The sequence below is a fragment of the Schaalia turicensis genome, assembly GCF_019380255.1.
GTDB lineage: Bacteria > Actinomycetota > Actinomycetes > Actinomycetales > Actinomycetaceae > Pauljensenia > Pauljensenia turicensis_A.
On the sequence record NZ_CP048928.1, the window covers coordinates 142,570 to 164,321 of the forward strand.

The 21,752-nt window shown below is 57.2% G+C and carries 18 protein-coding genes and 4 tRNA genes; 10 read left to right on the plus strand and 12 right to left on the minus strand.

Annotated elements, in window-relative coordinates:
• The first annotated feature begins 238 nt into the window (after positions 1 to 238).
• Positions 239 to 1,843: an amidophosphoribosyltransferase gene (gene purF, locus G5S47_RS00630; protein WP_219585850.1), complete on the plus strand. Its 1,605-nt coding sequence runs from the start codon at positions 239 to 241 to the stop codon at positions 1,841 to 1,843.
• A 91-nt stretch (positions 1,844 to 1,934) separates the two neighbouring features.
• Positions 1,935 to 3,125 (plus strand): phosphoribosylformylglycinamidine cyclo-ligase, encoded by a 1,191-nt coding sequence (purM, locus tag G5S47_RS00635; RefSeq protein WP_179370119.1) that lies wholly within the window; start codon positions 1,935 to 1,937, stop codon positions 3,123 to 3,125.
• 288 nt (positions 3,126 to 3,413) lie between these two features.
• Here the strand turns inward: purM and G5S47_RS00640 are convergent, their stop codons facing one another.
• The 7 genes from G5S47_RS00640 to G5S47_RS00670 form a co-directional block, all read right to left on the minus strand.
• Positions 3,414 to 3,680 carry a DUF3073 domain-containing protein gene (locus tag G5S47_RS00640; protein WP_006680713.1) on the minus strand — a complete coding sequence of 89 codons (267 nt, stop codon included), beginning with the start codon at positions 3,678 to 3,680 and terminating at the stop codon, positions 3,414 to 3,416.
• Positions 3,681 to 3,875: 195 nt separating this feature from the next.
• Entirely contained in the window at positions 3,876 to 4,184 is a 309-nt protein-coding gene (locus tag G5S47_RS00645; protein WP_006680714.1) for a DUF3618 domain-containing protein, read from the minus strand.
• Complete coding sequence (locus G5S47_RS00650; RefSeq protein WP_006680715.1) at positions 4,181 to 4,609, minus strand: phage holin family protein; 429 nt, start codon at positions 4,607 to 4,609, stop codon at positions 4,181 to 4,183. Before G5S47_RS00650 ends, G5S47_RS00645 begins: the two co-directional genes overlap by 4 nt.
• A gap of 113 nt (positions 4,610 to 4,722) precedes the next feature.
• A complete protein-coding gene (locus tag G5S47_RS00655) occupies positions 4,723 to 6,339 on the minus strand; it encodes a P-loop NTPase family protein (RefSeq protein ID WP_219585605.1) in 1,617 nt (538 codons plus the stop codon).
• Between the two features lie 214 nt (positions 6,340 to 6,553).
• Positions 6,554 to 6,629, minus strand: a tRNA-Phe gene (locus G5S47_RS00660).
• A gap of 27 nt (positions 6,630 to 6,656) precedes the next feature.
• Positions 6,657 to 6,730 (minus strand) — tRNA-Asp (locus G5S47_RS00665).
• A 60-nt stretch (positions 6,731 to 6,790) separates the two neighbouring features.
• Positions 6,791 to 6,863 (minus strand) — tRNA-Glu (locus G5S47_RS00670).
• A gap of 222 nt (positions 6,864 to 7,085) precedes the next feature.
• On the opposite strand from G5S47_RS00670, the gene G5S47_RS00675 reads away from it, so the two are divergent.
• From G5S47_RS00675 to G5S47_RS00685, 3 genes are all read left to right on the plus strand, one after another.
• Entirely contained in the window at positions 7,086 to 9,071 is a 1,986-nt protein-coding gene (locus tag G5S47_RS00675) for a mechanosensitive ion channel family protein (protein ID WP_219585606.1), read from the plus strand.
• A 90-nt stretch (positions 9,072 to 9,161) separates the two neighbouring features.
• A complete protein-coding gene (msrB, locus tag G5S47_RS00680) occupies positions 9,162 to 9,581 on the plus strand; it encodes a peptide-methionine (R)-S-oxide reductase MsrB (protein WP_103633163.1) in 420 nt (139 codons plus the stop codon).
• A 6-nt stretch (positions 9,582 to 9,587) separates the two neighbouring features.
• Positions 9,588 to 10,460: an EamA family transporter gene (locus G5S47_RS00685; RefSeq protein ID WP_103633162.1), complete on the plus strand. Its 873-nt coding sequence runs from the start codon at positions 9,588 to 9,590 to the stop codon at positions 10,458 to 10,460.
• Positions 10,461 to 10,850: 390 nt separating this feature from the next.
• Here G5S47_RS00685 and G5S47_RS00690 read toward each other — a convergent pair.
• Positions 10,851 to 10,925, minus strand: a tRNA-Lys gene (locus G5S47_RS00690).
• Positions 10,926 to 11,004: 79 nt separating this feature from the next.
• Between G5S47_RS00690 and G5S47_RS00695 the strand changes: the two genes are divergently transcribed.
• From G5S47_RS00695 to G5S47_RS00710, 4 genes are all read left to right on the plus strand, one after another.
• On the plus strand, positions 11,005 to 11,637 hold the full coding sequence (locus tag G5S47_RS00695) for a hypothetical protein (RefSeq protein WP_006680725.1): 633 nt from the start codon (positions 11,005 to 11,007) through the stop codon (positions 11,635 to 11,637).
• Between the two features lie 167 nt (positions 11,638 to 11,804).
• A complete protein-coding gene (locus tag G5S47_RS00700) occupies positions 11,805 to 14,201 on the plus strand; it encodes an RNA degradosome polyphosphate kinase (protein ID WP_219585607.1) in 2,397 nt (798 codons plus the stop codon).
• 209 nt (positions 14,202 to 14,410) lie between these two features.
• On the plus strand, positions 14,411 to 15,607 hold the full coding sequence (locus G5S47_RS00705) for an NUDIX hydrolase (protein WP_006680727.1): 1,197 nt from the start codon (positions 14,411 to 14,413) through the stop codon (positions 15,605 to 15,607).
• A 570-nt stretch (positions 15,608 to 16,177) separates the two neighbouring features.
• Positions 16,178 to 18,352 carry a VaFE repeat-containing surface-anchored protein gene (locus G5S47_RS00710; protein ID WP_219585608.1) on the plus strand — a complete coding sequence of 725 codons (2,175 nt, stop codon included), beginning with the start codon at positions 16,178 to 16,180 and terminating at the stop codon, positions 18,350 to 18,352.
• A gap of 119 nt (positions 18,353 to 18,471) precedes the next feature.
• On the opposite strand, the gene G5S47_RS00715 is transcribed toward G5S47_RS00710, so the two are convergent.
• The 4 genes from G5S47_RS00715 to G5S47_RS08755 all read right to left on the minus strand — a co-directional run bounded on the left by G5S47_RS00715 (position 18,472) and on the right by G5S47_RS08755 (position 20,996).
• A complete protein-coding gene (locus G5S47_RS00715; RefSeq protein ID WP_219585609.1) occupies positions 18,472 to 19,785 on the minus strand; it encodes a chloride channel protein in 1,314 nt (437 codons plus the stop codon).
• Between the two features lie 7 nt (positions 19,786 to 19,792).
• Positions 19,793 to 20,242 carry a MarR family winged helix-turn-helix transcriptional regulator gene (locus G5S47_RS00720; RefSeq protein WP_219585610.1) on the minus strand — a complete coding sequence of 150 codons (450 nt, stop codon included), beginning with the start codon at positions 20,240 to 20,242 and terminating at the stop codon, positions 19,793 to 19,795.
• A 221-nt stretch (positions 20,243 to 20,463) separates the two neighbouring features.
• Complete coding sequence (locus G5S47_RS00725) at positions 20,464 to 20,655, minus strand: hypothetical protein (RefSeq protein WP_219585611.1); 192 nt, start codon at positions 20,653 to 20,655, stop codon at positions 20,464 to 20,466.
• 224 nt (positions 20,656 to 20,879) lie between these two features.
• Positions 20,880 to 20,996, minus strand: a complete 117-nt coding sequence (locus tag G5S47_RS08755) for a hypothetical protein (protein WP_505566627.1) — start codon at positions 20,994 to 20,996, stop codon at positions 20,880 to 20,882.
• 400 nt (positions 20,997 to 21,396) lie between these two features.
• Here G5S47_RS08755 and G5S47_RS00730 point away from each other — a divergent pair, with 400 nt between their 5' ends.
• On the plus strand, positions 21,397 to 21,723 hold the full coding sequence (locus G5S47_RS00730) for a histone-like nucleoid-structuring protein Lsr2 (RefSeq protein ID WP_006680732.1): 327 nt from the start codon (positions 21,397 to 21,399) through the stop codon (positions 21,721 to 21,723).
• Positions 21,724 to 21,752 lie beyond the last annotated feature (29 nt).

Consider the following 21,752-nt stretch of genomic DNA (forward strand, 5'->3'; position numbering starts at 1 on the left):
GAACGGATAGGAATCAACTGCTTTCATTGTCGCACCCACTGTCTGCACATGGCGTTGTGGGGTGCAAACGCGCGGTTTCGACTCAATATGCTCCGCTCCTCATTCGCATTTTTCGCGCGCTCACTGTTGCGAAAGATCCGGAGAGGAATGGGATGAGTTCCTCACCTCACCCGGACGCTCGTGGCACGCGCACGTCAATCTGTGAGAAGGTGAAGCCGTGATCACAGACTCGGTGAACATGGACAAGCCCCTATCCGACCAAGAGATCTTCGAAGACGACCGACCGCACGACCACTGTGGTGTCTTCGGCGTGTGGGCGCCCGGTGAGGACGTTTCGCGACTCACCTACTTCTCGCTATATGCTCTGCAACACCGAGGACAGCAGTCCGCCGGTATCGCAACCTCGAACGGCTCTCAGATTCTGGTCTACAAAGACCAAGGCTTGGTGAACCAGGTGTTCACGGAACAAACCCTTCAAGGCCTGACCGGCCACGTCGCCATCGGACATGTCCGCTACGCGACTACGGGGGCGGATACGTGGCGTAACGCCCAGCCCACGCTCGGTCCCACGCCAAACGGAACGGTCGCTCTCTGCCACAACGGCAACCTGACGAACACGACCGAACTGCGTGAGCTGGCGAAGAAAATCGCCGACGAAGGTGACGACATTGAACATGGTGCAACCACGGACACATCCATCGTCACGGCCCTTCTTGGACTGGCAGATCGTATCCCTGGACCTGTGCCGTTTATTCCTCCAGCGCTCGCCCTTGCGTCCTCCATGGACCAGGGCGATTCTGCTTCTTTTGCGCAGTCGTCGACCTTAGAGGCCGGTTCTGCCTCCTCGTCTGGCGAGGTGCCGGCACAGGGGACAACAGAAGGCTATTCGTCTCTCATCCCGGCGGCCCTGAAGGTCCTTCCACGCTTGAAGGGTGCGTTCTCGCTGGTCTTCATGGACGAGAACACGCTCTACGCTGCGCGCGACCCCCACGGATATCGACCGCTAGTACTGGGTCGCCTGTACTCCGGCTGGGTCTTGGCTTCCGAAACCTCCGCCCTTGACCTGTGCGGTGCCACGTTCGTCCGCGAAATTGAACCCGGCGAGCTCATCGCAATCGACCAAAGCGGTGTTCACTCACGCCACTTCGCGGTTAAACGCTCCAACACCTGCGTCTTTGAATACGTGTACCTTGCCCGCCCTGACACCGTCATCGGTGATCGTCAGATTGTGGCGGCGCGCCGTGAGATGGGCGCGATCCTCGCCGAAGAGTCAGGTGTCGAAGCCGATCTGGTGATCCCCACGCCTGAATCGGGCACTCCGGCCGCCATCGGCTATGCAGAGGCGTCATGTATTCCCTTCGCGCAGGGCCTCGTGAAGAACGCCTACGTTGGCCGAACCTTCATTCAACCGACTCAGTCACTACGCCAGTTGGGTATTCGCCTGAAACTCAACCCGTTGCGCGAGGTTATCGGGGGGAAGCGGCTGATCGTCATCGACGACTCCATCGTCCGCGGAAATACTCAGCGGGCCCTGGTTCGCATGTTGCGCGAGGCTGGCGCATCCGAAGTACACGTCAGAATTTCATCACCGCCGGTCCAGTGGCCATGTTTCTTCGGTATCGACTTCCCGACCCGCGCGGAACTGATCGCCTCGGCGATGAACGTTGACGAGGTTTGTGCTTCTATTGGCGCCGATTCGCTGGCATACCTGTCGATGCCGGGCATGGTTCGCGCGACTCGCCAGGGAACCGGCCTCTGTCTTGGCTGCTTCACCGGCGACTACCCCGAAACAATCCCTGCAGGCACACCTATCCCCGGCACTCCAGGGGCTATCAGTTGCTAACCGGATACGGCCTCGTGACCACGCGATGCCGGATATGCACCATGATCCTCAACCGACCACCCCACCACCGCACCTCACCAAGGGAGCTTCGATGAGCGAGAACACCCCCCTCGACTACGCGTCAGCTGGCGTCGACACCGTGGCAGGAGACCGCGCTGTCGAACTCATGAAGGAAGCCGTGTCACGTACGCACGACGCGACCGTCCTCGGCGCAACCGGTGGATTCGCGGGCATGGTTGATGCTTCGGCGTTGCTTGGCATGAAGAAGCCGTTGCTCGCCACCTCCACGGACGGCGTTGGTACGAAGATTGCTATCGCGCAGGCCATGGACATCCACGACACCATCGGCCAGGACCTGGTTGGCATGGTCGTTGACGATATCGTCGTGATCGGCGCACGCCCCGTGCTGATGACCGACTACATCGCGTGCGGACACGTTGTCCCCGAACGTATCGCAGCGATCGTCACCGGCATCGCTCGCGCCTGCGAAGCAACCGGAACCCCGCTGATCGGTGGCGAAACCGCGGAACACCCCGGTGTCATGGAACCCGACGACTACGATATCGCTGGCGCAGCAACCGGCGTTGTTGACGCTGACATGTTGCTTGGGCCAGAACGCGTTGCTGACGGCGACGTGTTGATCGCTATGGCATCATCCGGCCTGCACTCCAACGGATACTCGCTGGTGCGTTCCGTTGTCGCGCGAACCGGGCTCGCGCTGGATGCCCACGTTGAAGAATTCGGTCGCACGCTCGGTGAAGAACTCCTAGAGCCCACGCGCCTGTACACCACGTTGTGTCTTGATCTGATTGGTCAGTTCGGCGTTGGAATGCTGGGTGAAGCTGGCGCTTCTTCGGCGGAGTCTGTGGCGGGTGCTGGCCTGACCGGCATTCACGCCCTGTCCCACGTGACCGGTGGCGGACTGGGAGCAAACCTCTCCCGTGTCCTCCCCAAGGGATCACTTGCGGACGTCGATCGCGGATCCTGGGTTGTCCCGCCGGTCTTCGACTGGGTGCGCCGTGGCGGATCCGTCAGCTGGGAAGGCATGGAAGACTCGCTCAACCTAGGCGTTGGCATGGTTGGTGTTGTTGGCGCTGAAAGTGCAGACGCTGTCATGGCTGCGACTAAGGCTACTGGCATTGATGCATGGGTTCTCGGCACCGTTCGTTCCGAAAAGAACGCTGATGACGAATCTGGCTTGACTGACGCTCGCATCATCTCTGGAACGAAGGGCGTGAACGCGGGAGCTGTTCGCCTGCACGGCCAGTACCGAATCGCTTGAGAAACTTCGTCGGAAGGTGATCGGAAGGCCAGAAGGTCCCGCTTAATCGAAAGCTCGGAAGCCCTTTATTGGAAAGCTTCGCATCACCCCATACACCCTCCCATCACCTCATACAAAGAGTGCCGAAGCCCCACCCGGGGTTTCGGCACTCTTCTATTCACACGTGAAATGGGTACACGAAGACCAGCGTATGAGCTAGTCATCAACAAACCTCTTCAGTCAGCGTCGGCAATGCACCGTAGTGGCACTACGTGACACCGTGAGTTCAACGGAACGCATACGGGTGCGTCACTTGGACGGGTTGATCCAGAAGTCCTCGTCGAGCTCGGGAGATTCCTCCGCATCATCGGCGTCGGCAAAATCCGCGTATTTGGAGTAGAGGTCGTCTTCTTCGTCCTGCTTGTCCTCTGCGTCCTCGTAGTCGTACTCGTCGTAATGAGAGTGCTCAGAGGAAGCGAGCTCGCGCTGCAAAGCGTCGAGATCGGTATCAGGACTGAAATACTTCAGCTTGCGTGCGACTTTCGTCTGCTTGGCCTTTTGACGGCCGCGCCCCATGGCGTCGACCCCCTCCGCGTTGTTCGGGTCCGCGCGAGGCGGTGCCCTGGTTAATGAAAATGTGTCGTGGGAACATCATAGCGTTATTCGGGCGCAATGCTCACATGCATCCATACCCACGGGCGCGCTTGGTTCCCCGGCGGTGCCGGCAAAAAGCCGGTTTTTCAACGAAATGATCGAATAAGAATCTGAAAATCAGTGCTTCTTACGAATGATGTTGAGAACGATCAGACCGACAACCGTGGCCGCTCCGGCCGCCGCGATACCGACCTTCTTCAGGGCCTCGGGTTCGCCGTCCTTGGCATCCTGAACGGTGATCTGAGCCTGAGTCTGGAAGTTGGCGAACTTTGCCTTCGCGGTTTTCTTCGTCTGATCCATGATGTACGACGGCTGAACACGACCGAAGAGCTCATCGACGGTGGCCGTCATTTCGGCGCGCGTAGTCGCCAAGTCGGCGAGAATCTGAGCTTCGGTGCGCTCGCTGGTTTCCTTGATGTCGCTCACTTGCCCAAGCCTTTCTTCAGCGCGTTGATGTCACGGGTGATGTGTTCCTTCGGATCCGGCTTGTCTGCCTGCGACTTCTTCAAGAACGAGGCGCCAACAAGCGCCAAAATCAGCACGATCAGGAGCAGAATGCCGGTGGTGATGAGCGAGGCGGCCCACGCGGGAAGAGCGATTGCGATAGCGATCTCGACGGTGTGGAACACCCATCCGAGCAGGTAGAGCGCAAAAACGGCTGCAACCGCAAGCAGGACGCCACCGATGCCGATCCTCTTCACAAAGTTCTTAGCTTTGAGCTTGTTCAGCTCGATTTCGCCGTTGACCAGCGTCGTAATCTGCGAGGACAGGGTCGCAAACAGTTCCCCCATCGATGCGGGGCGAGCTTTTGCTGCCTTGGGTTCCTCGATCGGTTCGAGCGGAGTTGTCATCGGTGACGCTCGCTTCCTGAGTTCGTTTCTTGCGGTAGGTTCCGCGCTTTACTCCAGTTTCTCACGTTCTGCGCGCCCCTGCAGTCGTATGTGGTGACCGCGCAGATCGGAGCCTATTCCGGGATCACCGAACCGGGGAGCTCGTCCAAGATCTTGCGCGCTTTGTCGATGACTTCTGCCTGTTGGGGCGTGGGTGCGTTATGTCCCGTTCCGTTCGATGGATACGAGGCTTGGCCAGCATGTGAATGTGCGGCTTCGGCAAGGGCTTCTCGGCCGTTCGGCGATGCGAGCAAACGAATCGCTTGAGTGATCGGATCGGGTTCTTCATCCCGGCGGGGCAGATCGACCGGATGCGTTGAGTCGGCATCTTCGTCTGCTATCGGAGTGTCGTTTTCCTCCGGCGCATCCTCGCTTTCGTTGAGGGGTACAGACACATCGACATCCGTTGAATCATCTTCGGGAGTAATCTCCAGATCGCCGGCTTCTTCAGCGTGCGAAGGAGTCCGAACAACCTCGCTGGTGAAAGGTGTCAGCCTCGTGAAACCGGAGTATCGCGGTTCCGCAGCGGGCTCGTCAGAATCGGTGGCGTCTGCGTCATCTGTTTCCTCCTCGAGCTCCAGTTCTTCCGAATCGGGAAGTTCATCAGAAACAGTATTCGAATCCTCAGGCTCAACGTCTTCGCTCAGCTCCGCAGAATCATCGCTCGTGTTCGTCTGAGCCTCTTCGGTGGCGTGTTCCGTCAAAGGCCTCCACTGAATCGCAATCTGTACATCATGATCACCATCAGCTAGCGGTTCGCTGTCCTGGGTCTGCGATGAAGAATCCTGATCCAGAGTGGAAGCCCCGGCCTCGTCCCCAGAAAGTGAAATGGGCAAAGAAGACGAAACTGACGGAGAAGCCGACGTTGCCGAAACTGAAGTCGCAGGTAGAGCCGAAGGAATCGGACCTAAGTAGGTTGCGGGGTTATCAACATCCTCGCTCTGAGCCTGCTTAATCGCCTGAAGCGTCGGGTGAATAAGGTCCGCGCTCAACACCGAGTTGGCCAGCAGTACAGCACGTTTGCACGAGGCCGCGACCTGCGCATCAGCCGTCGCACAGATGACGGTCGCATCGAACTGCGTGAGACGGCTCAACAAGTCGATCGCCTCAAGCCTGAGCGGAGCCGGAAGGAACGTCGGGTCATCCGCCAGAATAATGTCGCCACCAGCGATAACAGCCTGCGCCAGAAGAAGGGCATACAGGTCAATTTTCTTCAACGAAGACGTCGGCGTATCCAACAGATCCTTCAACCCCAGAATCTGAGTAATCGAATGGAACGTCGACGCCCGCGCGCTCACCCCGGTCAGAGCAAGAGGAGCCACAAGGTTCTGGCGGACAGTCAACGACAGGTTCAACGGCGAAGACGCGGTAATCAGAGCAACCGAGGCGCTACGACCAGGCCGATTCGCGTGTCGGCTACGCACAAAAACGGCCCCAGAATCAGGCTGGGAAAACGACGCAATCACATCAAAAAGAGCCCGCGCACGCTTACCCGTCGGATCATAAATCGCGGTCAGTGAAGCCGAACGGAACCCCAAAGAAACACCGTTGAGCAGGCGAATCCCCTGATCAGACTTCGCCGTCACGTCACGCAAGAAGACGGTCACAGTTTCGCCTGGCCCTGGCGCATGATGAGACTTAGCGCTCTTGAACCAAGGTTTGCGACCGTGTACGTCGATGTCCTTTGTCATATCAGCATTGTCTCAGATTGAGGCACGTTGCCGTGCGTGTGTTGGATCAGCATGACCCCTATAGTGGGAGGCGCGTACGAGCCCGAAGACGCGAATAGCCGTTATTTCCTGCGATGCATGAAGGAAACGCAACCAGTGACCTCGTGCATATGAAAACGGGAGCGGGGCTCGGGATAAACAAAAACCCCGAAAGTTTGTGAACTTTCGGGGGATCTGGTGGCTCCGACCGGCGTCGATCCGGTGACCTTTCGATTTTCAGTCGAACGCTCTACCAACTGAGCTACAGAGCCAGTAACCGGACCGGCAGGTCTGGTCGGCGACCCCGACGGGACTTGAACCCGCGACCTCCGCCGTGACAGGGCGGCGCGCTAACCAACTGCGCTACGGGGCCTTACAACAGGTAAGACCTATTGAGTTATTTTCACTGTTCAGCACGAGTGCCGTCAGAGAGTACCCCCAACGGGATTTGAACCCGTGTCGCCGCCGTGAAAGGGCGGTGTCCTAGGCCGCTAGACGATGGGGGCCTTTTCGGCCACCACAGTGGCGTCCGAAGACGAGGAAAAGCATATGTGTAAAATGGGGTGGAATGCAAAACGGAATCATGGTGAACCGACTCACAGTTAATAAAAATGGCTAAAATTCGCTGAAAACTCCATATTGTTTCTCTCCGATTTGAGGCTTTCGGTGTCCGCGTCTAAGCCCGTGCGTCTTCAGCAATCTGAAGAATCACCCCCTAGGCTTGGACTATGACTTTGCCGACTCTGTTTTCTTCGCACATGCTGACCCTCTGGGGGGCCTCGTATATAGCCACGGAAGCTGATGCGCAATCTGATGGCACCCAGTCGGGCGTTGCGGAAGTCGCGGTGAGCAATGCCATTGATATTGCTTCACTGCTGCTCAGCGCAGCAGTGGCAGCGGTGATCGGTTTCGTCGTTGCCGCGTTTGTTTCCGCACTTGTCGGTCGAACCTTCCGTCGTTGGCCTGTGGGAGCCGCGCTGGTGAAGCGCGTTCACACACCCCTGTATGTCACAGCGATGGTCTGGGGCGCGTGGATTGGACTGAATTGGCGCCTGCAAGAAGCAGATCTGACAAAATGGTCGAACGGGGCCCTAGTCTCCAGCGCCCTTCACGGTCTGCTGATACTGGCGATTGTTGCGATGACGTGGATTCTGTATTCGGCAGCGTGGGTTTTTGAAGACGCGGCGCGTCTGCGTAACCGTGCGGATCAAGGGCGTTCGAGGCGCTTTGCAACCCAAGCCCAGGTGCTACGACGTTTGACGCAGGTTCTCGTTGTGATTGTCGGTATCTGCGTCATTCTGGGGACGTTCGCGGCCGCGCGCCAGGCGATGGGAACCCTACTTGCATCCGCAGGTTTGATCTCCGTGATCGCAGGTCTTGCCGCGCAACAAACCTTAGGCAACGTATTCGCTGGAATTCAGCTTGCTTTCACGGACGCGATCCGCGTAGGCGACGTTGTTGTAGCGAACGCGAGGGGAGAGTCGGGTGCGATTGAAGAAATCACGCTCTCGTACGTGGTTGTCCGAGTGTGGGATGAGCGACGCCTGATTATTCCTTCGACCTACTTCACCTCAACAACCTTCGAGAACTGGACACGACGGGCTGCCGCTCAGCTGGGAACGGTCGAAGTCCAGCTGGACTGGTCTGCTCCGATGGCGCTGATTCGCCAGAAGGTGGAGCAGATCCTGACCTCGACGGATCTGTGGGACGGGCGTACGTGGAACGTTCAGATGACGGCATCCGATACCTCGACGGTCACGATCCGAATTCTGGTGTCCGCCGCGAACTCTGGAAACCTGTGGGATCTGCGTTGCCACTTGCGAGAACGCTTGATCGAATGGATTGTTGCCGAAGAACCGTGGACTCGGCCGTCGACGCGCATTCAGACCTACCAGGGAACACCGGTTGCGCATGACACCTCTCGCGCGCAGGTTGCAGCGTTCGCTGCTGAATTGCGCTCGATCGCCGGAGACACCTCGGTTCCGCTGGGTCAAGAGTCTGGTAATACGGCGATCGAAGATGCGCGTCACGCCCTTGAAGGTGAGGATGCAGGCATCGATGCGGAGCACGCTGCTCGTATGGTCGCGGCACGCCGTAAAGCAAAGCGTGCGCGTCGACGTGCAATGGCGGATCGTATACGCGACTTGGCTGAAGCGGGCGATCGCGGAGAGGCCTCTCCGAGCGACGATTCGTCGACTCAGGTGATGACTCGCGGGACGCTACAGAAGGTGCTCGAAGCTGTTGCGAAGGGTGTTCAACCGGGTACCGAAGAATCTTCATCGCCAGTGTCTGGAACACAGGGCGTAATGGCCACGGGGGCTATCAGCGCCCACGAGCTCAGTGAAAAAAATGGGTCGGCTAGCGCCTTAGAGCAAGCCACCTCGTCTTCGCAGAGCGAGCAGAGCGAAAAGACTTCTTCGCAGAGTAAAGAACCGGACGCCATAACAATGACCCTGACAACCAGTGGCAAGGGCGAACGCTTGTTCTCCGGTTCACCTGACGCTGAAGAACGATCCGCGATCTTCGCCGGCCCGGGTGAAGACGCGCTCGCGGAACGTGAAGCGACGCGTCAACGTCGCGAGCGCGAACAGGAAACACGCGAGCAAGAAGCAATGAACGCCACCGGATCCTTCCCGGCCATCGTGTGTGATGGCGAAGAATCTGGCGACGGTCATGACGAAGATCTGACGGAAACGAAGATCCAGCACCTCTGATTCGCTCTGGGTGTCATCTACCCGCGTGAAGGTAAGTCCGAAGGTTAATCGCGAATCGCGACCTCGTCCCTCAAGGGCGACAATAGGTGTATGACTGATTTTCCAAGCTTGAACGATGCAGCGAACATGACCGATGCGCAGTGGAAGCGTATCTTGACGCCGATGCAATACCACGTGCTACGCGAGGCGGGGACCGAACGCCCCTTCACGGGAGAGTTGCTGGGGGAAACTCGTGACGGCGCGTATCACTGCGCGGCGTGTGGTGCCCAGCTGTTCGATGCGAGCACCAAGTTCGAATCGCACTGCGGTTGGCCGAGCTTCTATCAGGCGAAAGACGCGTCGACGACCGAGATTGAAGACCGCTCGCACGGCATGGTCCGTACCGAGGTTCGTTGCTCGAACTGCGGTTCGCACCTCGGTCACGTGTTCCCGGATGCGCCGAATCAGCCGACGGGCAACCGCTACTGCATGAACTCTGCAGCGCTCACTTTCCTGCCCGCGGGCGGATGATGCGCGGTGCCATCGCTTCCTTCACAGTCGGGGCTGGACAGGGTTCCCGCTCAGTTTTTCATCGTCGGTTCGGCGCTGATCCAGTACGTTGGCGCAGCTATTGCAATCGGCCTGTTTGCACAGATGTCGCCTGCTTCGGTCGCATGGTGGCGAGTTTTAGTCGCCGCGAGCATCCTGCTCGCGTGGCGTCGCCCGTGGCGTGAAAAGTGGAGTCGCAAAGATCTTGTGACGTCCATGGTTTTCGGTGTGTTCATCATTTCGATGAACTCCACCTTCTACGAAGCCATCGCTCGCCTCCCGCTTGGTGCGGCCGTGTCGTTGGAATTCTTGGGCCCCGTTCTGGTTGCGATTTTTAGGGGACGAGGCCCAGCGCCACGCATCGCCGCCCTCCTTGCGTTTGCTGGGGTTGTGTCGATCTCTGGGCTTGGGTTGGACCTTGATGCGCCCGGTGTGAAGGCTGGTATTGTCTGGATTCTGTTGGCGGCGACTGCGTGGGCTGGCTACATCATGGTCGGTCAGAAGCTTGCGTCGAAACGGTCGGCGGTATCGAATCTGGCAGCGTCGCTCGGTTGGAGTGCGCTGTTCAGTTCGGTTGTGTTGGCTCCCGGTGGCGTCGGAGGTTTTACGTCTGCGCACTTGTTCGGGGCGCTCGTCGTAGTGGGTGTGCTGTCGACGGTAATTCCGTTTAGTTTAGAAGCTTTGGCGATGTCGCGTGTCAGCGCAGCAACCTTTGCCCTGTTTACGGCGATGCTTCCGGCAACGTCGACGATTGTGGGTGCGGTGATGCTCCGTCAGCTCCCAACGCTGGGTGAGCTGGGTGGACTCGTGCTGATTTCCATTGCAGTCTGGATTGCGTCGTCCCCGCGCTTCCAGCGCTGAAGCGTAGTTCTGGCTGGACTTACGGTTCCCGGTTCTGGCTGACGTACACGCGGGTTGCTTTGTGATGGGCTTGGGTCCGAATTTCGGCGGGGGATTTTTCTTCTTTGAACCACTGTGTCGCAGGGCGCGCCCAGCTACGTCCGAAGTCCGATGAGCGAGTTGGCGTCACGCAATTGGAGTGCCGTCGCCATGGCGTTTCTGCGCCCCTTGATGCGACGAGTCATCTCTATGAGGAGAATGCGGAGAAGCCGACGAAGGGTCGGATTCTAAGAATCTTGGTAGACCCCCAATGTGGAAGGCTAAGGGGTGAGCTATGCGGAAGGCAGGTGCGCACACTGATCTGCAACCATGCAGGTGAAGTGGCATTTGAAAAGCCGACGAAGCAAGTGGTGGTAGGCCCAGGGGGACTCGAACCCCCAACCCACGGATTAAAAGTCCGCTGCTCTACCATTGAGCTATAGGCCCAGCGGTTTCGGTCGCGCCAAAGCGCGTGAACCGCCCAAGATCGTAAAGATCTGTCTCTATTGTAATAAGGATTCTTCTAATGGTTAAATCGTGTTCACCGCGTCGCCCCGCCATGTTGACGCCAACGAAGGCGGAGTCAATCGTCGGCGACGAGGACACGGCGGCAAGTTCCGGCTTGGCGCATTCGAGTGCGTGGGCGCTGATGGGCGTGGGCGATGAGGATTTTGACCGCGAGGCCACGCTTCGTCTTCGGGCTCTTGTCCGGAACCTGGGCGTGGACCAGGTGGCACACCTCTGGTCGCGTAGCCCGGAGTTCACTCTGCCGGGTGCTTTGTGGCGACTCTATCTTCTACTCGAGTGGTATGAACGCGAGCCCGGCCTCGTTGATGAGCGATACGTGGACGGGGCGCACGCCGATATTGTTCCGGGACTGGAACACCCTCTGAACTTGCCGGAGTTGGCGGACGTGATGGCGGATGTCGCACGACTGCTGACCGGCGAGCTGACGGACGATGATCTGGAAGAGGTCATCACGGACGCGTCGAATGCGATGCGAGTGCTGGCTGCTGGTTTCGGTGGTGGCGGTTCGTGGATCACGGATCCGAATGATCCGCTGGCCTACCCGGTTTCGACGCGTGCGAAGGCGCTTTTGAAGACGGCGGAAGAGCTGTCCGTCAGTGCGCGTGAGGCGCATGTTGGTGCGCTCGAATAGTGAGTCGGCGGGGGTACGAGGGCACTGCAAGAGCACAATGCCCGCACGTTGTGATTCTTTGGTGCGTTGAAGCTCTTTTGGCGTGCGAAAACGCCCGCTCAATGACACCATAGAAGGCAGTTCAATGCGCCAACGCGCATAAAGCAACGATGCGTGAAGAGGCCCCCATGTCGAACGACGAACCCACATTCTCTGCGCCCGACGACTCGTGGCCGGGACCGGTCATGCCCGACGAGCGCGATGATGCGCAGAACGCGGACACGACTCAGATGACCAATGGTGTTCAGACCGCTCGGGCAACAGAGATGTTTGTGCCTCCGTCGCAGGCTGGCGGGCTTGTGGGCGTTGAACATGAGGATTCTGAGTATGACGACGATGTGGCCACACCTCGTATTTTGCTCCCCGCTTTGACGACTGACGTTGATATGTCTGCGCCAATCGGAGAGGACAAGCCACTGCCGAAGGGGCGTTTCGCGGATCGTGAGATCTCGTGGATGGCGTTTAACCAGCGTGTCTTGGAACAGTCGGAAGATCCAACGTTGCCACTGCTAGAACGCGCCTGGTTTACTGCGATTTTCTCGTCGAACTTGGACGAGTTCTACATGGTGCGCGTTGCCGGTTTGAAGCGTCGCATCGCCGCGGGGATCGCGAAGAAGGGCGCGTCTGAGTTGGAACCGCGTCAGGTGCTTGAGGGAATTCAGGCACGTACGCAGGAGTTGACTGCGCGTCAGGCGCGTGCATTCCAGAACGATATTCTGCCGGCACTTGCTGAGCAGGGGATTCGTTTGGCTCGATGGGATGATGTGTCTGAAGATCAGCGTGCTCAACTCACCCGCTACTTCCGTCGTCAGATTTTCCCTGTTCTGACCCCGTTGGCGGTTGACCCGTCACACCCGTTCCCTTACATTTCCGGCCTGTCTTTGAACCTCGCGGTTGTTGTCCGCAATCCGCTGACAGGCAAATTGCACTTCGCGCGCGTGAAGGTTCCCCAGTCGCTTCCGCGCCTGATCAACGTGGATTCTGTGATCGGGGGTGGACCTGCGGAATCGTATGTGGCGACTGATGAAGGCACGACGTTCATCACGCTCGAAGACGTGGTGCGCGCGCACCTTGAGCACCTGTTCCCCGGTGTTGAAATCGTTGAAGCTCACGGGTTCCGAGTGACGCGTAACGAAGATCTTGAGGTCGAAGAGGACGATGCTGAAAATCTGCTGACGGCGATGGAGGAAGAGCTTCTGCGCCGTAAGTTTGGCCCGGTTGTACGCCTTGAAGTTGAGGATACGATTTCATCGTTCGTCCGTGACTTCCTGATCGAAAAGCTTGAGATTTCGCCGGCTGACGTGGTCAGCGTTCCGGCTCCGCTGGACTTGACACTCTGCAACGAATTGCATGATCTGGATCTAACGGACTTGAAGTACGCGAAGTACGTGCCGGTGACCGCCGCTGGCTTGGCGGAGTTCGAGTCGGCGCGTGCGGGTGATATTTTCGCTCAGATCCGCTCGCATGATGTTTTGCTACATCATCCTTACGATTCGTTTGCGACGTCGGTGCAGGCGTTCATCACGCAGGCTGCCCGTGATCCGAACGTGCTGGCAATGAAGCAGACGCTGTATCGCACCAGCGGTGATTCGCCGATCGTGTCGGCGATGATTGAAGCAGCGCAATCCGGCAAGCAGGTCGTTGCAATTGTTGAGATCAAAGCCCGTTTCGACGAGGAAGCGAATATCGGCTGGGCGCGAAAACTGGAGCGTGCGGGCGTCCATGTCGTGTACGGCATGGTCGGCTTGAAAACGCACTGCAAGCTCTCCTTGGTCGTCCGCCAAGAAGCCGACGGTCTGCGTCGCTACTGCCACGTGGGTACGGGTAACTACCATCCAAAGACCGCGCGTGGCTATGAGGACCTTGGCCTGCTTACCTGCGATCGTGAGGTCGCTCAGGACCTGACCCGCCTATTCAACCAATTGTCCGGGTATGCGCCTCGTTCGACGTTCCACCGACTACTGGTTGCTCCGCTGTCGATTCGCGATGGGCTCATTGAACGCATCAACGCCCAGATCGCGCGCAAGAAGGCTGGTGGCGAAGCGTGGATTGGTATCAAGGTGAATTCCGTGGTCGACGAGGCCGTGATTGACGCCCTCTATCGCGCTTCACAGGCCGGAGTGAAAGTCGACGTTCAAGTTCGAGGCATCTGCGCGATCCGCGTCGGAGTTCCCGGCTTGTCTGAAAACATACGCGTCCGCTCGATCCTGGGTCGCTACCTGGAGCACTCGCGTATTTACGCGTTCGGGGTGCCCGGTGAGGAAGAAGTGTGGATTGGCTCTGCCGATCTGATGCACCGCAACCTGGATCGTCGCGTTGAAGCATTGGTTCGCATGAGCGACCCCGACCAGGTTGAGTATCTCGCAAACTTGATTAGGCGCGGCGTTTCATCGAAGACCTCATCGTGGGTGCTGAAGAAGAGCGGAAACTGGAAGCGTCATCAGGTGAACAAAGACGGCTCGCCCCTTGTTGATCTGCAAGTTGAGCTGATGGAGGCGGCCTCGTCGCGCGTGATCGGGCGGTAACGCAAGGGGGTGGCGCGGGTTCGCTCGACGGGGATCGCGCTCTGAAGTTGAGCCAGCAACTCGGCGTGGTCGCTTGGCGTGCGCGCAACTGCTGTGTGATCTCCGTTGATTCAGCGGGTGGGGCGCCGTGCCGGTAGGCTAAGGGGGTGTCTCGTTCGATTCGCCCGGCTCCAGTCCCGACGCGCCTTGTGCGCGCTGCGGGAGCTTTAGTGTGGCGTTTCGTTGATCCCGAGCGCCGGGGCGTTCCCGGGCAGGTGATTGTGCCCGAGGACATTGAAGTCCTCATGGTTCACCGTCCTCGTTACAAGGACTGGTCGTGGCCGAAAGGTAAATCGGAAGCGAACGAACCGATCATCTGCGCCGCCATCCGCGAGGTCGAAGAAGAAACTGGCGCCTCCGTTATTTTGGGTGCTCCGCTGACAACTCAGCGCTACCGGCTTGGCTCCGGGCAGACGAAGGAAGTTCGCTACTGGGTGGGCACGCTGGCCGACGATGACCGTCGCACCGGTCTTGACACGTCAACGATCGCGCCTATGGCGACTGCTACGCCGATTTCTGCGCCAGTGTCTACACCGGTGAAAGTTCGTATTTCTCCGGCTATTTTCGCGAACCGCAAGAAGGGGCAGGCTCTCAAACCGGCTCCTGTGCCTACTCACATGCCCGAACCCGCGGACAAACAGCCAGTCGTTTCGCCTGTACAACTGTCGCAGCCCTCTGCTATTTCCCGCGTTCGCACTCCCGTGAAGCCAGCTCCGGCCAGCGAAATTGATGAGACACGCTGGGTGTCACCCGATCAAGCCGAGCAGATGCTCACCCGCCGAGGTGACCGGCGACTACTCCAAGAGCTCGTTGCGCGAGCGGAAGAAGGCAGGCTTGTTACCGTCACGTTGGGCCTCGTTCGCCATGCGAAAGCGGTGTCGCGTACTCAGTGGGCAGGCGATGAGGCCTCGCGCCCGTTGACGCGCTTGGGCGTGCGACAGGCGATGGGCTTGGTTGATGTTCTCAGTGCGTTTGGGATTGAGCGCGCCGTGTCGTCGTCGTGGATTCGTTGCCAGCAGACGCTTGGCCCGTGGACGAGCGTCGGCGGAGGCCAGGTTGAGGTTCGCGACGAGCTTACGGAAGCTGCGGTTGCGGCTGATCCTGCGTCGGCTTCGGCGGTTGTTGCGCAGTGTGTGCGCCAGACGAACGCGGTTGTTGTGTGCGCGCATCGACCGACAATTCCGGCGCTGTTGGATCCGATCCGTGCGGTCACGCCTTCGACTTTGTTGCGCTTGTTGCCTTCTGAGAGTCCGTGGCTGACAACCGCGCAGATGCTGGTTGTGCATATTTCGCATGCGTCGGGTCGTCCTGAAGTGGATGCTATCGAGACGCACGGTACGCGTACGAAGGATCTTCTGGGGCTCTAGGGGGCGGCCAACTTCGTTCAGCGCGTTTTTGGGTCGGATTGCTGTTCTCGGATGCTTGGGTCTGATTTTCTCCGATAGGTGCCGTCGTTCAAGACTGCTCGGATTGTTATTGAGTTGTTCAGCAACAGTCGTTTGACGTTCGACTCACGCGAAACGTAGTCGAAACCACGGTGAGTAAACAGGTTCGTTGCAGTGAGCGTTGAACCCATGACACCGGAATTCGCTGTAAGAAAAGACTCGATCTGTTTCCGAGAGTCGACTGGAAGCAGGGATTACCGTCAATTGCGTCTTTCTAGGTGCAGAATCACCCACTTATCAACAAGCGTGAGGTTCCCATTTTTTTATCCACAATTTCTTTTCAGTCCACTCGCACCCACGTGCGCCGAGCGGAACACTGATGGCAACGACAGGCGTCGTCGTGAAACCCACTTCTCGCAAAGCTGATCGCCAAGTTGGTGGGTTCCATATGTATTCCCATCAGTTGAAAGGAATTTGATGATGGTGGATTCTTCTGTGCCTAGGGCGGCACACTACTCACGGCTGAGGTCTATCTTAGCCTCTCTTGTAACGATGGTGGTTGTGTGTGCCTCGTTGACTGCTTTGGCTCCTGCTTCTGTTGCTGCGGGTTCGTGGGTTCGTGGTGTGCCGATTGCTGGATTGTCTGGCTGGTTGGGGACGTGGATTCCCTATAGTGGTCAGCCGGTTCCTGGTTTGTGTATTCAGGCTGACGCAGTCAATCCTGCAGCAGAGGTGGTCGTGACACCCGGTCAGTTGACGGTTCAACCTTCTTTGTCTCGTCCGGCTGATTTGAGTGTTGATATTGCGCAGATGGCGTACATCATGAAGTGGTATACGCCAACTTCGCTTGAGTTTTCGAATACCGATGTCGATGCGGCTGCGACTGCTTTTCTTGCTCACGTGAATTTTGAGAACTCGCGTCGTGCTCAGGCGAATGTGAATACGCTTCTTGCTTCCGTTCCCGAAAGCATTCAGTCTCGTGCTCGTCAGATGGTTGCTGAAGCAAAAGCGGTCGGTGTTGTTGGGTGGAAACCTGGTACGGTGACGGGTGAGCGTATGCGCTTTGGCACTATTGACGGCATTGGTGTTACTAATGCTGATGGAACTCTGATCGCGGGCAAACCATTCACTATCACTTTGAACGGTCCGGCTGTCTTCGAAGCAACTGGGACGAACACCTATACGGGAACAACTACCGCATCGCGTATTGATGGTATTCAATGGCGTTCAACAGCGAACGGCACAGTTCACTCGAGTATTAAGTATGACAATCTTGGATACTCTGCTTTGGGATATGCCTCTTCTAGGGGGATGCGCCAGGATGTGATCTGGTTCGACAGTTCAAGCCTGCGTTCTGAGACGGTTGCGGGTCCGTCGTTTGAGGTGATTTTTGATTTTCAGCCGATTGCTACGTCCAATGTGGGTTCGTCTAAGGTGATTGATTCTCAGACGTTGTCGGACACGATCACTGCCAGTGCTGACCCGAATTATGGTGATGGTAAGTGGCTGGAAATTGATGGCAAGCCAGTTCCGGTTGTGTATGAGGGCACTGCCTATGCGTTGGGCGAAGAGCCGGTAGACCCCCGTGATGAGGTTCCCGTAGACGCTCATGTGGTTGCGACTGCGTCGTTTACTGCTACCGGTCCTGGTGAGCATAGTGTCAATGTTGATGTGGCAGGCTTAGCACCTGGGTTTTACACGTGGGTGTGGAAGGTTGTCAAGGATGCTCAGCCTGGCACGATTGGTGATCCGGCGATTGACATTAAGGAATTGGTGCACGCTGACTGGCATGACCAGTTCGGGTTGGGTGATGAAACCCTGTCATATCGTTTCAAGGCGAATGTGGATACTAGTTTGTCGGTTCGTACCACCAAGTCGGGCTCGTACCTTGTCGACGACATGTTCGTCACCGAAATGCCTGAGTCTCACCCGAATTTCACTGGTAAGGCTGGGTTTAAGGGTGACGAGCTGACGTTTACGCAGAAGCTTGTGTTTTTCCCTGAAGGCGAAGCGGTCACTGACGAAAACGTTGTGGCCGGTGAGACGATCAGTGAAGTTCAGGTTGATGCTTCACATGGTTTTAAGCCCTCTGTTGGGTCAACCGGGTTCAAGATGAAAGACGGTGAGCCGGGTACGTACGTGTTTGTCACCTCGTTTGCTGGTGATGATCGTGTTGCTCCTTTTACGACCTCTGTTACTGATAAGAGCGAGCAGTATGTTGTTGAGGCTAATCCGCCGACGTTGAAGACCACCGCGACCGACAAGGCGGACGGCGATAAGACTCTCGCTTCTTCGGGCCTGGTGACGATCACGGACAAGGTGTGCTACACGAACCTGAAACAGGGCAGGGAATACACCCTGTCGGGCACGTTGATGGATAAGGCTACTGGTGGGCCGCTGATGATTGAGGGCAAGCCTGTGACCGCTTCCAAGACGTTCACCCCAAGCCAGGCTGATGGGTGCGAAAACGTTGATTTCACCATCGACGGCTCCATGGCGGTCGGCAAGACCACCGTCGTGTTCGAACGCCTCGAACACGACGGACAAACCATCGCTGTCCACACTGACATCAACGACGAAGACCAGACAGTGCTCTTTGAAAAGACTCCCACCCCGCCCGAAGAACACCTTGCGAAAACCGGTGCCCAAACACTCTCATTCCTTGCAGGTGCCACACTCTTTGCACTGATGGGCGTCGGAGCTATTGCACTCCATCGTCGCTCTTAAAAGCAATCCACGCCCCAACAGGGGGAGTGCCCGCCGGGGTGCTTCGACCAAGGGTGAAGAAGATTGCTACGAGGTCGCGCACTAAAAACGCCAAGCGATGTTTGAGGTGCGTGGCCTCGTCAATCAGAAGAAGGAAGAGGTGGAATCGACACGGTTGCGTGGACTTCGGCAAGCCTGCGAGCCTCGCGCCTCTTGCGGATCCACGCGGTCATCAACACCGAACCAACCAACGCGATTCCAGTAGAACCAACAATGGGAAGACCTGCAAAACCGGTGAACTCGAAAACCAGAGTCAAACCGGTTAACGGAGCCGCCATCGACGAACCCAAGAAAATCGCAGCACCAATAAACACACATGCAGCCACCGATACGCTGGGAACAACCTGTTGCCACACCAAACCAGTCACCGCGCCAATACCGGCACCCAAGGCGACTCCAGGAGTCAGCGTTCCACCCCACGCCCCAGCACGAATCGTCACAAGAGTCGTGAACGTCTTCGCCACAAGGACCAATAGTGCCGTGATCAAACCAGCGCCAGCTAGCCAGCGAGCATCAAACTGCGTCTGAGCACTCGCCTGCCCATTGCCGAGCACCGAAGGAATCACTATCGCAATAAGACCAACAACGACGAACGCCAGCGGAAGTGACCAAAGAAGGTGAGCAGATCGGGGCTTAGCCTGTTCGCACCGGTCAACCCACGTTCGGAACAATTCACCCAGCGCACCCAAAATGGGTCCCATGATCAGCGCCCAGACGACAAGCCCCCACGACGTCTTCAAAGGCTCAACCGAATAAAAGGGTGCAGGTCGATGCCAGCCGGTAGACACCAATACGGAAAGAACAGCAATAAAAGAAGCGGTCGCAACCGCCTTCGGGCGCTTGGACAAAAGCAGAATTTCAAGAGCATAAACAGCGCCGGAAATAGGAATCGAATACACAGCCGACAAGCCGGCACCCGCACCACACGCGACAATAATTCTGCGATCCTCGGCGGACAACCCGCAGTGCGAAGATAGCCAGGAAGAGAGCGAGGCGCTCACTTCACGAGGAGCTACTTCACGGCCAATCGAAGCTCCCATGCCAACCAAGACAATCTGCGTCAGCGCATGCCAGATGGTTCGAAGCGGAGGTAGCGTCTCTCCCTCAACCCCAGCCTTCACGCTGGTCAGCTGAGGATTCTTCTGGAACATCACAGTCCACGAAATAGCCCCTAACACGCCAGCAATAAGCAGGATCAAGGGGCGATGCCATGAAACGGAGGCAGAAACAGAATCAAGGAATGTGCCCGAGTGATGATTCCACACCACTGCCTCGACTCCATGCAGAAGGCGAGTACACAGCCAGCCAACAATTCCGGCGGTAACCCCCGTCGCAAGGGTCGCACTGATATAGCGAACCCAATAGGGCAGGGTAGGCAAGCGGTTGGAAGGCATAGGCGGGTCAGGCCATATGGTCGTCGATGCGTCGAGCGATGCGACCAAACACTTCGTTGAGCACGGTGATCTCTTCTACGCTCAGATCGTTCAGTACGATCTCTCGAACGACCTCACGGTGCACGTCAGCAGCCTTTTCGAAGAACTTCTTGCCAGCATCCGTCATTAGAATCAGGCCACCACGTCCGTCACCCACGCACGTCGTACGCTCCACGTATCCGCGAGAGACAAGCCGATTTACAGTGTGTGTCAGGCGGGAGGGGCTGAATACAACCTCATGAGCCAAAGCGGAGGGGCGAATGCCTTCATCGCCAGCTCGTGCCACCTGAAGGAGCACGTTATATTCGGGCTGAGTCACGTGGCACTTCGCCTTCAGCTCGGCTTCGATAGCGTTCGTCAGACGTGCCGTGGTCACGAAATACGTTTCCCACGCGCGTCCGCGAGCATCGCGTCTCATGATCATCCCTTCAGTGGCGTTTCAAAGTCAGCAAACCCAGGCCAATGCGAGGCTTCTTGGTCTGAGGCAGCGTCCATGGCCACCTGAGACGCAAGGTCTCAACTATATCCGATTCGGAAAAGTTATCGAGTATAGGTGAATCATTCTCTGGCTGAGAAACGGCGGAATCTCACGGTTCGTCATGTGAAGTGTGAACAGAAAGTGCCAAACGTCCAAAAAGATCACGTACGCCTCGCGCAATCCGATCGGCACGTTTCGCTGTCGAAGACTCCTCCGACATTCCAGCGTGAATGAGGACGAACCGCATCCTGCGACTTGCGTGCCATGAAGACTTGACCACCCAGACCGACAATTGCCTTCTTTACAGGACCGTGACCGTAGTGTTCAAAGTGCTCGTGGTACAGGGCGACCATGTGTTCTGGCGACCAGAAAACACTGTTGTGGAAGAAACAGTCACCGTAATAGGCGACCTGTACAGTAATTTCGGGGGAGCGAATAGAGCCGTGTCATACAAATGGAGCAATTCCGTCCAGTGGGCGTGGAGTGGACGTGAAACCGTGCAAAGGCGTACGTACGGAATTTACCGTGCCAATCGACATTATCTTCGCTCCATCAACGGCGTAGAAGAGCGTAGTTTTCAATGGCCAACGGAATACCGTTGCGAATATCTTTTCCGAACCACGGGGTAAACCGAATCTGTATTTCCGTGACTCATCATCAGGTCAATTCGACCACCTGACATGTGTTGCGCCATTGCGTAGTCTTCGGCATTTCTGGTGGGGTTGTTGGTTGTAATCAGAGTCGGTGGTGTCTGAGACGCTCATGATTCCGAACTGCATGGGTGCTCTTTGTTCTTAGCTGAGATCCAATGTGGTACAACGTTCAACCCAATTGAAGTTGGTGGCAGATTTTCTCCTGTGCGCTTCGTCTCTAGGGTTACGAGGTCGACCCCACTGAACAAAACACCCCTCTTGGTTCACGCGTCGGAGAGTTTTGGTCAATTAACTCTCGCTTCTAGTCTTACTTTATAAGTATTCAATTTCACTATTTAAAAACGGTTGCGTCGGTTCTTTCTTATTTATATTCTGTCCGGAGACAATTTGATTGTCTCCGGACAATAACAATCGAACATCAATGAGTGAATAGGACCCCTTATGAAGAAGACGCACGTCGTTCTCGTTGACGATATTGATGGAACTCCTGCAAAAGACACCGTTACATTCTCATTCCAGGGTGTGACCTACGAAATTGACCTCTCGGAAGAACACATTTCTGAAATTTCCGCTGATTTTGAAAAGTGGATTTCTTCATCGCGCCGTATCGGTGGTCGAGCAATCCGCGGTTCACGCGTGGCCTCGTCGGCAGCTCTGTCGCGCGCAGGTGAAATTCGCGCATGGGCCACAGAAAACGGAATCCAGGTTTCCGACCGTGGGCGCATCCCCGCCGACATCGTCGCGAAGTTTGAGAGGGCTCACGCCTGAGATAGGTCCTTGGGGTCTATGACAACACC

What these genes read in the sequence shown, in the direction of transcription:
- G5S47_RS00710 (WP_219585608.1), top strand. Translation starts at nt 16,178, where the DNA reads ATGGTGGTTGTGTGTGCCTCGTTGACTGCTTTGGCTCCTGCTTCTGTT.
- G5S47_RS00675 (WP_219585606.1), top strand. Translation starts at nt 7,086, where the DNA reads ATGACTTTGCCGACTCTGTTTTCTTCGCACATGCTGACCCTCTGGGGG.
- G5S47_RS00695 (WP_006680725.1), top strand. Translation starts at nt 11,005, where the DNA reads ATGGTTAAATCGTGTTCACCGCGTCGCCCCGCCATGTTGACGCCAACG.
- G5S47_RS00730 (WP_006680732.1), top strand. Translation starts at nt 21,397, where the DNA reads ATGAAGAAGACGCACGTCGTTCTCGTTGACGATATTGATGGAACTCCT.
- G5S47_RS00655 (WP_219585605.1), bottom strand. Translation starts at nt 6,339, where the DNA reads ATGACAAAGGACATCGACGTACACGGTCGCAAACCTTGGTTCAAGAGC.
- G5S47_RS00720 (WP_219585610.1), bottom strand. Translation starts at nt 20,242, where the DNA reads ATGAGACGCGATGCTCGCGGACGCGCGTGGGAAACGTATTTCGTGACC.
- G5S47_RS00715 (WP_219585609.1), bottom strand. Translation starts at nt 19,785, where the DNA reads ATGCCTTCCAACCGCTTGCCTACCCTGCCCTATTGGGTTCGCTATATC.
- purF (WP_219585850.1), top strand. Translation starts at nt 239, where the DNA reads ATGGACAAGCCCCTATCCGACCAAGAGATCTTCGAAGACGACCGACCG.
- G5S47_RS00700 (WP_219585607.1), top strand. Translation starts at nt 11,805, where the DNA reads ATGTCGAACGACGAACCCACATTCTCTGCGCCCGACGACTCGTGGCCG.
- G5S47_RS08755 (WP_505566627.1), bottom strand. Translation starts at nt 20,996, where the DNA reads ATGGCGCAACACATGTCAGGTGGTCGAATTGACCTGATGATGAGTCAC.
- G5S47_RS00725 (WP_219585611.1), bottom strand. Translation starts at nt 20,655, where the DNA reads ATGGTCGCCCTGTACCACGAGCACTTTGAACACTACGGTCACGGTCCT.
- msrB (WP_103633163.1), top strand. Translation starts at nt 9,162, where the DNA reads ATGACTGATTTTCCAAGCTTGAACGATGCAGCGAACATGACCGATGCG.
- purM (WP_179370119.1), top strand. Translation starts at nt 1,935, where the DNA reads ATGAGCGAGAACACCCCCCTCGACTACGCGTCAGCTGGCGTCGACACC.
- G5S47_RS00650 (WP_006680715.1), bottom strand. Translation starts at nt 4,609, where the DNA reads ATGACAACTCCGCTCGAACCGATCGAGGAACCCAAGGCAGCAAAAGCT.
- G5S47_RS00640 (WP_006680713.1), bottom strand. Translation starts at nt 3,680, where the DNA reads ATGGGGCGCGGCCGTCAAAAGGCCAAGCAGACGAAAGTCGCACGCAAG.